This is a genomic window from Arthrobacter sp. ISL-69, from assembly GCF_018613775.1.
Taxonomy (GTDB): domain Bacteria; phylum Actinomycetota; class Actinomycetes; order Actinomycetales; family Micrococcaceae; genus Arthrobacter.
In genome coordinates this window covers 185166-200283 of sequence record NZ_JAGGPO010000010.1, presented here as the reverse complement: position 1 = coordinate 200283, position 15118 = coordinate 185166, and the positions used below count along the sequence as shown (strand labels likewise).

Sequence of the window (15118 nt, the reverse complement as noted above, 5' to 3'; positions counted from 1 at the left end):
CGTGGCAGGATGGATTGTATGTTGCGTTGGTTGACTGCCGGTGAATCCCATGGTCCGGCACTGGTCGGAATAATTGAAGGCGTGCCTGCCGGTGTTGAACTCACCAGCAGCCAGATCGCCGATGCCCTAGCCCGTCGGCGCCTCGGCTACGGCCGCGGAGCCCGGATGAAGTTCGAGCAGGACGTGGTGACCGTCCTCGGCGGCGTGCGCCACGGCCTCACCCAGGGAGGCCCCGTGGCCATCCAGGTGGGAAACACCGAATGGCCCAAGTGGGAGCAGATCATGGCTGCAGATCCCGTGGACCCCGACATCCTCGCCGACCAGGCGCGCAACGCACCGCTGACGCGGCCCCGTCCCGGCCACGCCGACTTCACGGGAATGCAGAAGTACGGCTTCGACGAGGCCCGCCCGGTGCTGGAGCGTGCCAGCGCCCGCGAAACCGCCACCCGTGTCGCCCTGGGCACCGTGGCGTCCCAGTACCTCAAGCAGCTGGGCATCGAACTTGTCAGCCACACAGTTTCCATCGCGAGCGTCTCCGTGCCCGAGGGACGCCCGCTGCCCGTGCCGGCCAACGTGATAGCCCTTGACGCAGATCCCCTCCGCTGCTTCGACCGGGAAACCTCGGACGCCATGGTGGCCGAGGTTGACGCCGCCCACAAGGAAGGCGAAACCCTCGGCGGTGTGGTGGAGGTCCTCGCCTACGGCCTTCCGCCCGGGCTCGGCAGCTACGTTCACTGGGACCGCCGCCTGGACTCCCGCCTTGCCGCTGCCCTGATGGGTATCCAGGCGATTAAGGGTGTGGAGGTTGGCGACGGCTTCCTCACGGCCTCCCGCCGCGGCTCCGCCGCCCACGACGAAATCGTCAAGGATTCCGACGGCCGGATCATCCGCACCAGCAACCGGGCCGGCGGCATCGAAGGCGGCATGAGCATTGGCGATGTCCTGCGCGTCCGTGCAGCCATGAAGCCCATTGCCACCGTTCCCCGCGCCCTGAAGACCATCGATGTGAGTACCGGGGAGGCCGCCAAGGCCCACCACCAGCGCTCGGACGTCTGTGCCGTCCCGGCCGCGGGCGTCGTGGCCGAGGCCATGGTGGCGCTGGTGCTCGCCGAGGCTGTGGCAGAGAAGTTCGGCGGTGATTCCGTCGCGGAGACGGCCCGCAACATCAAGGGTTACCTGGACAACATTCCGGCGTCCCTGGACTCGATCGGCCAGTAGTGCCGGTCAGCAGCAGGAACGGCGCAGCGCCACGGCGGCCCATCGCGCTGATCGGGCCCATGGCCGTGGGCAAGTCGGCAATCGGGCACCAGCTCGCGCAGCAGCTGGGGGCGGCGTTTGTCGATACCGACATCGTGATTGTGGAAACCCACGGCACCATTGCGGACATCTTCGCCGCCCGCGGCGAGACTGCGTTCCGGGAGATTGAGGCCCGGACCGTGGCCCGAGTGATCGAGGACGCCCAGCACGCCAGCACTGTCATTTCGCTGGGCGGCGGGGCGGTCCTTGACTCCGGCACCCAGCAGCTGCTGGGCCGCTGCACGGTGGTCTACCTGGAGTGCGACGCCGAGACGGTGTCCGAACGCATCGCCCGGAATTCGGGCCGTCCGCTCCTCGCGGGGGATGCCATGGGCCGCTGGCGCGCATTGTTTGCCACCCGGCAACCCGTGTACGAACGGCTTGCCGATCTCGTTTTCGATGTCCGCAACGGATCCGTTGCGGACCTCGGACATCGGCTGGAAGAAGCGCTGCGTGAGTACGCGGCGGCACAGACCGCGGCGGCGGAGCCAGTGGCCGCCACAAAGGAAGTTGAAAAGTGAGTAGCGAATCAACCGTCATCAAAGTCACCGGCAAGTCTGCCGCTGACAACTACGACGTCGTTGTGGGCCGCGGCCTGCTCGAACGCCTTCCGGAGCTGCTGGGGGAGCGCGTCAAACGCGTCCTGGTCATCCACCCGCGTGCCCTGCGGCTCACCGGCGATACCGTGCGCGATGAACTGGCCTCGGCCGGCTTTACAGCGCTGACCGCCGAAATCCCGGACGCCGAGGAAGGCAAGCACATCCAGGTTGCCGCGTTCTGCTGGCAGGTCCTGGGACAGAACGACTTCACCCGGTCCGACGCCGTCGTGGCAGTCGGCGGCGGGGCTGTCACGGACCTCGCCGGGTTTGTCGCCGCGACGTGGCTTCGCGGGGTCAAGGTCATCCACATGCCTACCAGCCTGCTCGGCATGGTGGACGCATCCGTCGGCGGCAAGACCGGCATCAACACGGCCGAAGGCAAAAACCTCGTGGGCGCCTTCCACCCGCCGGCTGCCGTGCTCGCCGACCTGGACACGCTGGGCACGCTGCCCAGGAACGAACTCATTTCGGGGATGGCAGAGGTCATCAAGTGCGGGTTCATCGCCGATCCCGCAATCCTGGACCTCGTGGAGAAGGATCCTTCCGCGGTCACCGATCCGCAGTCCGCGGCCCTGCGGGAACTGATCGAACGCGCCATCGCGGTCAAGGCCGAAGTGGTGTCCGAGGACCTCATGGAAACCGGCCGGCGCGAAATCCTCAACTACGGGCACACCCTGGGTCACGCGATCGAGCTGGTGGAACGCTACTCCTGGCGCCACGGCGCTGCGGTGTCCGTAGGGATGATGTTCGCCGCGGAACTCGCCCGCAGCGTGGGGCGTCTCAGCGACGCCGACGCCGACCGTCACCGCACCATCCTGGAAACCCTCGGGCTGCCGATCACCTACCGCCGGGACCGCTGGCAGGGACTCCTCGACGGCATGCGCCGGGACAAGAAGTCCCGCGGCGACCTGCTGCGTTTCGTGGTGCTCGACGGCATTGCGCGGCCGGGGATCCTGGACGTCCCGGACACGTCCCTGCTGTTCGCCGCTTACCAGGAGATTGCCTCTTGATGAGGAGCGACGTCATGATGGATTCCATGGGCGGCACAAGTGAGTGGCCGGACGCGGGCTTCCCGGGAATCAAGATCAACCCGGACACCCTGATGCCGGGAATCGTCAACGAAGAAGCATGCAGCTCCGCGCTCCAGGCATCCTCCGATCCGGCGGACCGCATCATGGTCCTCCTGGTGGAAGGCCACGCCGCCGACGCAGCGGAGCTCCTGGCCGAGGCACGCTACAGCGATCCCGAGTCGTTCCGGCTCCGCGCCTTCGAAGCCGAGGTCCTGCGGGTGTCCAAGCGCTTTGACCGGGCAGTCGACCTTTTCCGCCAGCTCCTGGGCGAAGTCCAGGGAACCGAGCTGGAGGCCCTGGCGCACCAGCACCTGGGCCGGGCGTACTACGCCGGCGGCAACACCGCGGCCGCCGTTGACGAGTTCGCGAAAGCCCTGGACCTGAGGGTCGCAGGGGCTGCGGACGCCGCGCTGATCTACTCTTCCACCGTTGCGCTGCAGCGGGCACGGAACGTCCTGGAAATGGCGTCCTAGCGGCCGCCGCGCGAGCCCGCCGCCATTACCGGTAGAATGGTTCTTGGATTTTTGACAAATACTCGCTGGCGGCCTTTTGGCGTGCCTGCCTGACATAACCGGCTGGCAGCTAGAAGCAGTCAGATAGAAACCAGAGGATATCAGTGGCAACCACAAACGACATCAAGAACGGAACCGTGCTGAAGCTTGAGGGCCAGCTCTGGAACATCATCGAGTTCCAGCACGTCAAGCCGGGCAAGGGCGGCGCTTTCGTCCGCACCAAGATGCGCAACGTCATGTCCGGCAAAGTGGTCGACAAGACCTTCAACGCCGGCCTCAAGATTGAGACTGCCACGGTTGACCGCCGAGACTACCAGTACCTGTACCAGGACGGCGCTGACTTCGTGTTCATGGACACCCAGGACTTCGACCAGATCACCGTCTCCGGCGCCACGGTAGGCGACGCCACCAACTTCATGCTGGAAAACCAGATGGTCAACATCGCCATCCACGAAGGCACCCCGCTGTACATCGAACTCCCGCCGAGCGTCGTGCTCGAGATCACCTACACCGAGCCGGGCCTGCAGGGCGACCGCTCCTCGGCCGGCACCAAGCCGGCAACGCTGGAAACCGGCTACGAGATCCAAGTGCCGCTGTTCGTTGAGAACAACACCAAGGTCAAGGTCGACACCCGCGATGGCAGCTACCTCGGCCGGGTCAACGACTAGTGAGCGCCCGCGGTAAGGCCCGTAATCGGGCCCTGGATGTTCTCTTCGAGGCGGAGCAGCGCTCCCTCTCGGCTTTTGATGTGCTGCGGTCCCGCCGCGAAAAAACCGACCAGATCGTCAACCCCTACACCCTCGAAATTGTCGAAGGCGTGGTGTCCCACCAGGTTGCCATCGACGAATTCCTGGAGACTTACTCGCAGGGCTGGACACTGGAACGCATGCCTTCGGTGGACCGCATCATCCTGCGCATAGGCACGTGGGAACTGCTCTACAACGACGACGTTCCCGACGGCGTGGCGGTCAGCGAGGCCGTCGCCCTGGCCAAGATGCTGTCGACGGACGAGTCGCCGTCGTTCATCAACGGCCTGCTGGGCCGGCTCCAGCAGCTGAAGCCGTCGCTGCTGGCTTAGTCGCAGCAGGTGCGAAGCATTGAAAGGGCCGGCGCCCGCCTCACGGCGGGCGCCGGCCCTTTCCTGCATCTGCCACGCATCAGCGCAGCACGGCGTCCCGACGGGCCACGATTTCCGCCAGCTGGCGGTGCTCGTCGAACTGGTGGCCAGGAACGTCCCGGCCGCTGAGGATCCGCTGCCGGATGAAGGCAAGCTGGGTGGCCGAGCGGAGGAATGACTTCATCTGCGGCCCCCGGCCGAACTGCTTTGCCCAGCGCACCGCGGACCGGCGGCCGCCGGCCGTTGACAGCATCTCCACTTCCGGCGGCGTGAACCAGCCGGCGGCGGCATATTCCTGGAGCCGCTGCCGCGTCAGCCGGGATTCCGCCACGCGTAACAGCACAATTACGACGACGGCCAGAACGAAGATGGGCACCTGCACCACGATGTACTGGACCAGGAAGTCCTGGCCCATGCTGTTCCACATGCTGTGCAGGAACATCGCCGGCGCGAGGCCGACGAAGAACGCCACAACGGACATTCCCGTGTGCCAGCGACGGGCCGCCAAACCGAGGATGAGCCCCGTGGTTCCGGTGAAAATAGCGTGTGCAAACGGGGACATCACGCCCCGCAGGAAGAACACCATCGCCAGGTCGGCGCCCGGCGTGCTGGATTCGGCGATGGCCCGGCCGAAGTACAGGATGTTTTCCGTGAAGGCGAAGCCGCCGGCAATGGTGAAAGCGAACACCACGCCGTCCACGGGACCGTCAAAGTGCTTCCGCGCGAAGACCAGGAGCAGCAGCAGGCCCAGGGACTTGGCGAATTCCTCCACCACCGGGGCCTGCACGGTCACGGCAAAGGTCCGGTAGTCCATGCCGACAGGTGGTGCCGCCGCCAGTGCAAAGAACGGCTGGATCAGCAGCGTGACGGAAATGGAGACGGCGGCGCCCCAGAGGAAGGCAAACAGCATCAGGCGCTTGGGCTCGGGCTCCCAGCGGTCGATGACGTAGACGGCCAGCAACACGGCGCTGAGCGGAATCAGGGACGCGATGAAACCGATCACGAATCCAGTGATTCCCGTGTTGCCCACCAGGTAGGGGAGGACCAGGAAGAGGCTGGCGAAGGCAAGGAAGCCCCCGCCGACTACGAGTCCCATGACCCCCGCACCCGGCCGGCTGCCTGCGACTGCGGCCGGCATGGCCGTGTGGGCGGCGGGTGCAAAGGTGTTGGCGGGTGCCGCACGGTAGTGATCGGGCCGGACCTGGCCCATCCATGTGGGATTGGCCTGCCGGGGCAGGGGCTGCCCAGGCCACGGGGTCTGGTGCCCGTAGCGGTGGCCGCCAGGGGGATCGTGCTGCGGCCAGGGCTCGTTCGATGTCATGGGACTGAGCCTATGTCCCCGGCGCCGCCGCTTCCAAGGCGGCACTCCTGCTGAAACGGCGGGTCCTCACCGGCCCCAGGGGTGTGATGTTAAACGCCTTCGATGCCCCGGGCGGGCAGCCGGGCCGGGATGCTGCGTGTGGTAATTTTGAAGAGCAAATGTTCCTTTTTTAATTCCGTCCCGTGAGGCGGGGAAAGGGGAGACGAGCGTTGACTTCAGTCACAGAAGCACCGGTTCCGGCCAGGGTTGTGCTCAACTCTGCGGACATTGACCGTGCACTCACTCGTATCGCCCATGAGATCCTCGAGGCCAACAAGGGTTCCCAGGATCTGGTGCTGCTCGGCATTCCGCGCCGCGGTTACCCGCTGGCCGTCCGTCTGGCCAAGAAAATCGCCGCCGCCGATCCCACCGTGGACGCCGCCGCCATCGTTGGCCAGCTTGACGTCACCATGTTCCGGGACGACCTCTCGCACCAGCCCACGCGGCCCCCGTATCCCACGCAGCTGCCGCGTACCGGCATCGACAACAAGGTCGTCGTTTTGATCGATGACGTCCTCTACTCCGGCAGGACCATCCGCGCGGCGCTCGATGCCATCGTGGACCTCGGCCGCCCGCGCATCGTCCGGCTCGCCGTCATGATCGACCGCGGCCACCGCGAACTGCCCATCCGCGCCGACCACGTCGGCAAGAACCTCCCCACCTCGTCCTCCGAAAAGGTCAGGGTCCGGCTCGAAGAGACCGACTCCGTTGACGGAGCTCCGGTCAACGAAGTGGTCATTGAGGCAGGCGCATGAAACACCTGCTTTCCACCGAGGACCTCAGCCTGGGCAACGCCATCCGCATCCTCGACACCGCCGAGGAAATGGCGGCAGTGGGGGACCGTGAAGTCAAAAAGCTCCCCGCCCTGCGCGGACGCACGGTCGTGAACCTGTTCTTCGAGGATTCCACCCGCACCCGAATCTCCTTTGAAGCGGCCGCCAAGCGGCTGTCAGCGGACGTCATCAACTTCGCCGCCAAGGGATCCTCCGTCTCCAAGGGCGAGTCCCTCAAGGACACGGCGCAGACGCTGGCCGCGATGGGCGCCGACGCCGTCGTCATCCGCCACTGGGCCTCCGGTGCGCCGCACCGGCTGGCAGCCACGGACTGGATCGACGCCGCCGTCATCAACGCCGGTGACGGCACCCACGAACACCCCACCCAGGCGCTCCTGGACGCCTTCACCATGCGCCGGCACTGGGCCCGGCTCAACGGGACACCGTCCGCCGGGGCGGACCTGAAAGGCATGCGGGTCGCCATCGCCGGCGACGTCCTGCATTCCCGAGTGGCGCGCTCGAATGTCTGGCTGCTCCGCACCCTCGGCGCGGAGGTAACGCTGGTGGCGCCGCCCACCCTGCTGCCCATCGGCGTCGGACAATGGCCCTGCAGCGTCAGCTACGACATGGACGAGACCCTGGCTAAGGGCGTCGACGCCGTCATGATGCTGCGCGTCCAGGGCGAACGGATGAACGCATCCTTCTTCCCCACGACCCGCGAATACTCCCGCCGCTGGGGCTTCGACGACAACCGCCTCCGCGCCCTGGACGAGCTGGGCCAGAAGGACACCATCATCATGCACCCGGGCCCCATGAACCGCGGGCTCGAAATTTCCTCGGCGGCCGCGGACTCACCCCGGTCCACCGTCCTGGCACAGGTGCGGAACGGCGTGTCCGTCCGGATGGCCGCACTGTACCTGCTTCTTTCCGGGGACACCCGCGAACCAGCCGCAACCCCGACCGCCGCCTATTCCAACGCCGCCTATTCCACCAAGGAGAGCCACTGATGGCACACGAACAACAGGACGCAGCCAACACCGGGGCCTACCTCATCCGCGGCGCAGCCATCCTCGGCGGAGCGGCCGAAGACCTCCTGATCCGCGACGGCATCATCGCCGAACGGGGCAAGGGCCTGGCAGCAGACGGCGCCACCGTCATCGAGGCCGCCGGCCTGGTAGCGCTGCCCGGCATGGTGGACATCCACACCCACCTCCGCGAGCCCGGACGGGAAGACGCCGAAACAGTGGAAACCGGCACGCGCGCCGCCGCGCTTGGCGGATACACGGCCGTGCACGCCATGGCCAACAGCAATCCCGTGGCTGACACCGCCGGCGTGGTGGAACAGGTCCACACCCTGGGACGCGCCGCAGGCTGGGTGGACGTACGCCCCGTTGGCGCCGTGACCGTGGGCCTCGCCGGCGAGCAGCTGGCCGAGCTGGGCGCCATGGCCGACTCCCGCGCCAAGGTCCGCGTCTTCTCCGATGACGGCATCTGCGTCCACGACCCCGTGATCATGCGCCGTGCGCTGGAATATGTGAAGGCGTTCGACGGCGTCGTGGCCCAGCACGCGCAGGAACCCCGGCTCACCGCCGGCGCCCAGATGAACGAAGGCGACGTCTCGGCTGTGCTGGGCCTGACTGGCTGGCCGGCCGTGGCCGAGGAAAGCATCATCGCCCGGGACGTCCTGCTGGCCCAGCACGTCGGCTCCAGGCTCCACGTCTGCCACGTCTCCACGGCAGGGTCAGTGGAAATCATCCGCTGGGCCAAAGCGCGGGGGATCAATGTCACCGCCGAAGTGACGCCGCACCACCTGCTGCTCACCGACGAACTGGTCCGCAGCTACGACCCCGTCTACAAGGTCAACCCGCCGCTGCGCACGGACGCCGACGTCCAGGCGCTGCGTGCCGCCCTGGCCGACGGCACCATTGACGTCGTCGGCACGGACCACGCCCCGCACCCCAGCGAACACAAGGAATGCGAATGGGCGCAGGCGGCCATGGGCATGACCGGGCTCGAAACGGCCCTGTCCGTCGTCCAGGACAGCATGATCGAAACCGGCCTCATGGGCTGGGAGGACTTCGCCCGCGTCACGTCCACCGTTCCCGCCGCGATCGGCGGGGTGGCGGACCAGGGACGTCCGCTGGAGGCAGGCGAACCCGCCAACGTCACACTGGTGGATCCGGCTGCGCGCTGGACCGTGGACCCTTCTAAGATGGCAACCATGGGCCGTAACTCTCCGTTCGCCGGCAGGGAACTCCCGGGCAAGGTCGTGGCGACCTTCTTCAAGGGCCACCCCACGGTCCTCGACGGACACCTCAACACTCCGTACAGGTACCCGGCCGATGCGCCTGCTGCCGCCCCGGCCGGCGGGTACTGATGGATAAGGTAGTTGCCGGATTCGCCACAGTGGCGGTCATCGGCGTCCTGTTCGTGATGCTGGGCACCGGCTGGAGGAACCGCCTGCGGCGCCAGTCCGACGTCGAACAGTTGCCCGCCGTTCCCGCGGAACTGGGCCTGCCGCTGGCCGCAGCAGAGGGCCAGTACGTCGCCACCACCACGGCCGGCGACTGGTTGGACCGCATCGCCGTCCAGGGCCTCGGCATCCGCACCAACGCTGAACTCACCGTCCACCCGGAAGGCGTGCTGTTCGAACGTTCCGGCGCGGCGCCTGTCTTCATCCCGGCAGCGAAACTCACCGGAGTCCGCCAGGACAGCGGCATGGCCGGGAAATTCGTCGAAAAAGACGGACTCCTGGTGGTCAGCTGGACACTGGGAAACCGCGAACTGGACACCGGTTTCCGGTCCCGACGCGCAGACGACAAGCCGGCCCTCCTCGAAGCCTTTCAAGAATTGATCTCCGCAGCCCCTCAGGCAGATGCCGATAGTGGAAAGTAACAACGTGACAGAGACAGAAGTAACAGCAAACGCAGGTACCGCACCTGAAACGGAAATTTCCACGCCCGCGGTGCTGGTGCTCGAGGATGGCCGCATCTTTCGGGGCCGCAGCTACGGCGCCACCGGAACCGCCCTGGGCGAGGCCGTCTTCGCCACCGGCATGACCGGCTACCAGGAGACCATCACCGACCCCTCCTACGCCCGCCAGCTGGTGGTCCAGACGGCACCGCACATCGGCAACACCGGAGTGAACGCCGACGACGCCGAGTCCCGCCGCATCTGGGTGGCCGGCTACATTGTCCGCGACGCCGCGCGCCGGCCCTCCAACTGGCGTTCGGAACGGTCCCTTGACTCCGAACTCGTGGAACAGGGCATCGTTGGCATCCAGGGCGTAGACACCCGTGCCATCACCCGCCACCTGCGCGAACACAAGACCATGCGCGCCGGGATCTTCTCCGGCGAGGCTGCCCGGGCCACCGACAAGGAACTGGTGGACACGGTACTGGCCAGCGCGCCGATGGAAGGTGCCCGCCTCGCCGAGGAAGTCAGCGTGGACGAGTCCTACATCGTGGAGCCCAAGGACTGGGGCTGGGACGGCGAGCCGCTGTTCAGCATCGCCGCGATCGACCTCGGCATCAAGCGGATGACCCCCATCCGCTTCGCCGAACGCGGCGTCCGCGTCCACGTCCTGCCCGCGACGGCCACCCTGGCGGACGTCCAGGCAGTCAACCCGGACGGCTTCTTTATGTCCAACGGACCGGGTGACCCCGCCACGGCCGACAACCAGGTCAAGCTGCTCCGCTCGGTGCTGGACGAGAAGCTGCCGTACTTCGGCATCTGCTTCGGCAACCAGATCCTGGGCCGCGCCCTGGGCTTCGGCACCTACAAGCTCCGCTACGGTCACCGCGGCATCAACCAGCCCGTGATGGACCGCCGCACCGGCAAGGTGGAAATCACCTCGCAGAACCACGGCTTCGCCGTGGACGCCCCGCTCGACGGCGCCACCCAGGCTCCCGAGGAGCGTTACGGCCGCGTCGAAGTCAGCCACGTCAGCCTCAACGACGATGTCGTGGAAGGCCTCTCCTGCCTGGACATCCCGGCCTTCTCGGTGCAGTACCACCCGGAAGCCGCCTCCGGACCGCACGACGCCGCCTACCTTTTCGACCGCTTCATCGAGCTGATGGCGGACACGAAAAAGGCGGCCAAGTCTCCCACGGCTGACGCCAACCCTAAGCCTTCCACCGATTCCAAGACTGAGGACAAGAAGTAATGCCCAAGAGAACTGACCTTAAGAGCGTCCTGGTCATCGGTTCCGGCCCCATCGTGATCGGCCAGGCTGCCGAGTTCGACTACTCCGGCACCCAGGCTCTCCGCGTCCTCAAGGAGGAAGGCCTGCGCGTTATCCTGGTCAACTCCAACCCGGCCACCATCATGACGGACCCCGAGTTCGCCGATGCCACCTACGTTGAGCCCATCACCCCCGAGGTGGTGGAGAAGATCATCGCCAAGGAACGCCCCGACGCGCTCCTGCCCACCCTGGGCGGCCAGACGGCCCTCAACACCGCCATCGCGCTCGACAAGAACGGCGTGCTGGAAAAGTACAACGTGGAACTGATCGGCGCGAACATCGCAGCGATCGAACTCGGCGAAGACCGCGAAAAGTTCAAGGGCGTCGTGGAACGCTGCGGCGCGGAGTCCGCCCGCAGCCACATCATCCACACCATTGACGAGGCCCTCGCCGCAGCCGAAGACCTGGGCTACCCCATGGTCGTGCGGCCCTCCTTCACCATGGGCGGCCTCGGCTCCGGCCTCGCCTACGATGAGGGCGACCTCCGCCGGATCGTCGGCCAGGGCCTGCAGTACAGCCCCACCAGCGAGGTGCTGCTCGAAGAGAGCATCCTCGGCTGGAAGGAATACGAGCTTGAGATGATGCGGGACAAGAACGACAACGTGGTTGTTGTCTGTTCCATCGAGAACTTCGACCCCGTGGGCGTGCACACCGGCGACTCCATCACGGTGGCCCCCGCCCTGACCTTGACGGACCGCGAATACCAGCGCCTGCGCGACATCTCCATCGCGGTCATCCGCGAAGTGGGCGTGGACACCGGCGGCTGCAACATCCAGTTCGCCGTCGAACCGGACACCGGACGCGTCGTCGTCATCGAGATGAACCCCCGCGTCTCCCGGTCCTCGGCGCTTGCTTCCAAGGCCACCGGCTTCGCCATCGCCAAGATCGCCACCAAGCTCTCCCTCGGCTACACGCTGGATGAGATCCCGAACGACATCACGCAGAAGACCCCGGCGTCCTTCGAGCCGACCCTGGACTACGTCGTGGTCAAGGTTCCGCGCTTTGCCTTCGAGAAGTTCCCGGCCGCGGACCCCACCCTGACCACCACCATGAAGTCCGTCGGCGAGGCCATGGCCATGGGCCGCAACTTCACCGAGGCACTCCAGAAGGCGCTGCGCTCCCTGGAACAGAAGGGCTCGCAGCTGGACTTCAGCCACGTTCCCGAATGGGAAGTTGCCGAACTGATCGAAAAGTCCAAGCGGCCCACCACCGAACGCCTGCACCAGGTGCAGCGCGCCCTCCTCGGCGGCGCCACGGTGGAGCAGCTCTTCGAGGCCACTAAGATCGACCCGTGGTACCTGGACCAGCTCCAGCTGCTCAACGAGATCTCGCAGGAGATCCGCAAGTCCACCGCCCTGACCCAGGAAATGCTGCAGCGCGCCAAGCGCCACGGCTTCTCCGACGAGCAGATCGGCGCTCTCACCAACAACCAGGAAGCCGTGGTCCGCGGCGTCCGCCAGGCCCTGGGCATCCGTCCGGTCTACAAGACCGTGGACACCTGCGCTGCGGAGTTCGCCGCCTACACCCCGTACCACTACTCGTCCTATGACGAAGAGGACGAGGTGGCGCTGCACGCCAAGCCGTCCATCATCATCCTGGGTTCCGGCCCGAACCGCATCGGCCAGGGCATCGAGTTCGACTACTCCTGCGTGCACGCATCGATGGCCCTCCGCAAGGCCGGCTACGAGACCGTCATGGTCAACTGCAACCCGGAAACCGTCTCCACCGACTACGACGTCTCCACGCGCCTCTACTTCGAGCCGCTGACCCTGGAGGACGTGCTCGAAGTTATCGCGGCGGAGGAGCGCACCGGCGGCGTCATGGGCGTGTTCGTCCAGCTCGGCGGCCAGACCCCGCTCAAGCTCGCGCAGCAGCTCGCCGACGCAGGCGTGCCGATCCTTGGCACGTCACCGGAAGCGATCGACCTCGCCGAACACCGCGGCGCGTTCTCGCGCGTGCTGGACGAAGCCGGGCTAATCTCGCCCAAGAACGGCACAGCAGTGTCCTTCGAGGACGCCAAGAAGATCGCCGACGAAATCGGCTACCCGGTACTGGTGCGGCCGTCCTACGTGCTGGGCGGACGCGGCATGGAGATCGTCTACGACGAGCCCAACCTCTCCCGCTACATCGCCAACGCGACGGAAATCACCACCGAACACCCGGTGCTGATCGACCGGTTCCTGGAGGACGCCGTCGAGATCGACGTCGACGCCCTCTACGACGGAACCGAGATGTACCTCGGCGGCATCATGGAGCACATCGAAGAGGCCGGCATCCACTCCGGCGACTCCGCGTGCGTGCTGCCTCCGATCACGCTCGGCAACAACGTGATCGAGCGCGTACGGACGGCCACCCTGGCCATCGCCGAAGGCGTGGGCGTCCGTGGCCTGATCAACATCCAGTTCGCACTGGCCTCCGACGTCCTGTACGTCCTCGAAGCCAACCCACGGGCTTCCCGCACCGTGCCCTTCGTCTCCAAGGCCACGGGCGTCCAGATGGCCAAGGCGGCTGCCCTGATCGGCACCGGCGTGACCATCAACCAGCTCCGCAGCGCCTACAAAATGCTGCCGGAAACCGGTGACGGCTCCACCCTGCCGTTCGACGCCCCCGTCTCGGTCAAGGAAGCCGTGCTGCCGTTCAGCCGCTTCCGCACCCCGGAGGGCAAGGTTGTGGACTCGCTCCTCGGCCCGGAAATGCGCTCCACCGGCGAGGTCATGGGCATCGACAAGCACTTCGACACGGCGTTCGCCAAGAGCCAGGCGGCCGCCAACAACGCGCTGCCCACCGAAGGCAAGATCTTCGTTTCCGTGGCCAACCGGGACAAGCGCTCGGTGATCATGGGTGTGAAGCGCCTCTCCGACCTCGGTTTCGAGATCGTCTCCACCGGCGGCACCGCCGACGTCCTGCGCCGCAACGGCATCCAGGCCACCCCGGTCCGGAAGGTCGCCGAGGGCAGCAGCGCCGAAGGCGAAGGCACCATCGCCGACCTCATCATCGCCGGCGAGATCGACATGGTCTTCAACACGCCCTCCGGCGGCGAAGCCCGCATCGACGGCTACGAGCTGCGCGCCGCGGCCACCTCGATCGGCATCCCGTGCATCACCACGGTGGCTGAGTTCAATGCCGCGGTCCAGGCCATCGAAGCGCTGCGCACCTACGAATGGTCCGTGACCAGCCTGCAGGAGCACGCCGCTGCGTTGGTGGCCTCGCAAAACAGGGCCGCCCAGGAAGCAGCAGCGCAGCATGCCTGAGCCGGAAGCTGCAGCAACGGCCGGCCGGGAGTCCTTCGGCTCCCGGCTCGGCCAGGCCATGGCGGACCGCGGTCCGCTATGCGTCGGGATCGATCCGCACCCCGCGCTCCTGAAGGCATGGGGACTGAACGACGACGCCGCCGGCCTGGAGCGCTTCTCGCTCACCGTCGTGGAGGCAGTGGGTTCGCTCGCTGCCGCCGTGAAGCCGCAGGTGGCCTTGTACGAACGGCACGGTTCTGCGGGTATGGCGGTGCTGGAACGTACCCTCGCAGCCGCCGCTGATGCCGGCGTGCTGACCATCGCGGACGCCAAACGCGGTGACATCGGCTCCACCATGGCCGCCTACGCCGATGCCTGGCTCCGGGACGGCTCGTCCCTGGCAGCGGATTCGGTCACCTTGAGCCCGTATCTTGGCTTCGAGTCCCTGCGCCCCGCGCTGGACCTTGCGGCGGACTACGGCCGCGGCGTGTTCGTCCTGGCCCTGACGTCCAACCCGGAAGGCGCCTCCGTCCAGCACGTGGGCGGCGCTGATTCGGTGGCCCGCAGGATCACCGAGGCGGCAGCTGTGGAGAACCGCCGGTATGCGGGAACCTTCGGCTCGGTCGGCCTCGTTGTGGGCGCCACCGTGGGCGGGGCGCTGCAGGACCTGCAGCTTGACCTGGAGGCCGTGCGGGGAATCATCCTCGCACCCGGGCTCGGTGCACAGGGCGCCACGGCCGCTGACCTGAGGGCAACGTTCGGTGCCGCCTACTCGCAGGTTCTTGGAACCTCAAGCAGGGACATCCTCTCAGCCGGTCCCGCCGTCGGCGGGCTCCGCGAGGCTGCACTGCGTACCTTGGAACCGCTGCTGACCAGCTGATCCGTTGATTTCGTCGCCATTGATTTCTGCGACAGGCA

The 15118-nt window shown here is 66.7% G+C and carries 14 protein-coding genes; 13 read left to right on the top strand and 1 reads right to left on the bottom strand.

Annotated elements, in window-relative coordinates; translation table 11 throughout:
* Positions 1-18: 18 nt before the first annotated feature.
* From aroC to nusB, 6 genes are all read left to right on the top strand, one after another.
* On the top strand, positions 19-1218 hold the full coding sequence (aroC, locus tag J7I79_RS06295) for a chorismate synthase (protein WP_104173000.1): 1200 nt from the start codon (positions 19-21) through the stop codon (positions 1216-1218).
* On the top strand, positions 1218-1817 hold the full coding sequence (locus J7I79_RS06290) for a shikimate kinase (protein ID WP_396020170.1): 600 nt from the start codon (positions 1218-1220) through the stop codon (positions 1815-1817). The genes aroC and J7I79_RS06290 overlap by 1 nt, the downstream gene beginning before the upstream one ends.
* Entirely contained in the window at positions 1814-2905 is a 1092-nt protein-coding gene (gene aroB / locus J7I79_RS06285; RefSeq protein ID WP_214951449.1) for a 3-dehydroquinate synthase, read from the top strand. The genes J7I79_RS06290 and aroB overlap by 4 nt, the downstream gene beginning before the upstream one ends.
* 14 nt (positions 2906-2919) lie before the next feature.
* Complete coding sequence (locus tag J7I79_RS06280; RefSeq protein WP_104173183.1) at positions 2920-3438, top strand: lipopolysaccharide assembly protein LapB; 519 nt, start codon at positions 2920-2922, stop codon at positions 3436-3438.
* 143 nt (positions 3439-3581) lie between these two features.
* Complete coding sequence (efp, locus tag J7I79_RS06275; protein WP_028267136.1) at positions 3582-4145, top strand: elongation factor P; 564 nt, start codon at positions 3582-3584, stop codon at positions 4143-4145.
* Positions 4145-4555, top strand: coding sequence for a transcription antitermination factor NusB (nusB, locus tag J7I79_RS06270; protein WP_214951447.1), 411 nt, complete (start codon positions 4145-4147; stop codon positions 4553-4555). Before efp ends, nusB begins: the two co-directional genes overlap by 1 nt.
* A gap of 79 nt (positions 4556-4634) precedes the next feature.
* On the opposite strand, the gene J7I79_RS06265 is transcribed toward nusB, so the two are convergent.
* Entirely contained in the window at positions 4635-5915 is a 1281-nt protein-coding gene (locus J7I79_RS06265; RefSeq protein WP_214951445.1) for a PrsW family intramembrane metalloprotease, read from the bottom strand.
* A 209-nt stretch (positions 5916-6124) separates the two neighbouring features.
* Between J7I79_RS06265 and pyrR the strand changes: the two genes are divergently transcribed.
* Genes pyrR through pyrF form a run of 7 tightly spaced genes read left to right on the top strand, consistent with a single transcriptional unit; the run spans position 6125 to position 15080 of the window.
* Entirely contained in the window at positions 6125-6709 is a 585-nt protein-coding gene (pyrR, locus tag J7I79_RS06260) for a bifunctional pyr operon transcriptional regulator/uracil phosphoribosyltransferase PyrR (RefSeq protein ID WP_104172997.1), read from the top strand.
* Positions 6706-7734 (top strand): aspartate carbamoyltransferase catalytic subunit, encoded by a 1029-nt coding sequence (locus J7I79_RS06255; protein ID WP_214951443.1) that lies wholly within the window; start codon positions 6706-6708, stop codon positions 7732-7734. The genes pyrR and J7I79_RS06255 overlap by 4 nt, the downstream gene beginning before the upstream one ends.
* Entirely contained in the window at positions 7734-9104 is a 1371-nt protein-coding gene (locus J7I79_RS06250; protein ID WP_214951441.1) for a dihydroorotase, read from the top strand. The genes J7I79_RS06255 and J7I79_RS06250 overlap by 1 nt, the downstream gene beginning before the upstream one ends.
* Positions 9104-9622, top strand: a complete 519-nt coding sequence (locus tag J7I79_RS06245) for a hypothetical protein (RefSeq protein ID WP_214951439.1) — start codon at positions 9104-9106, stop codon at positions 9620-9622. The genes J7I79_RS06250 and J7I79_RS06245 overlap by 1 nt, the downstream gene beginning before the upstream one ends.
* A complete protein-coding gene (gene carA / locus J7I79_RS06240; RefSeq protein ID WP_214951437.1) occupies positions 9603-10892 on the top strand; it encodes a glutamine-hydrolyzing carbamoyl-phosphate synthase small subunit in 1290 nt (429 codons plus the stop codon). The genes J7I79_RS06245 and carA overlap by 20 nt, the downstream gene beginning before the upstream one ends.
* On the top strand, positions 10892-14221 hold the full coding sequence (gene carB / locus J7I79_RS06235) for a carbamoyl-phosphate synthase large subunit (RefSeq protein WP_214951435.1): 3330 nt from the start codon (positions 10892-10894) through the stop codon (positions 14219-14221). Before carA ends, carB begins: the two co-directional genes overlap by 1 nt.
* Positions 14214-15080, top strand: coding sequence for an orotidine-5'-phosphate decarboxylase (pyrF, locus tag J7I79_RS06230; protein ID WP_104172991.1), 867 nt, complete (start codon positions 14214-14216; stop codon positions 15078-15080). Before carB ends, pyrF begins: the two co-directional genes overlap by 8 nt.
* Positions 15081-15118: the final 38 nt, after the last annotated feature.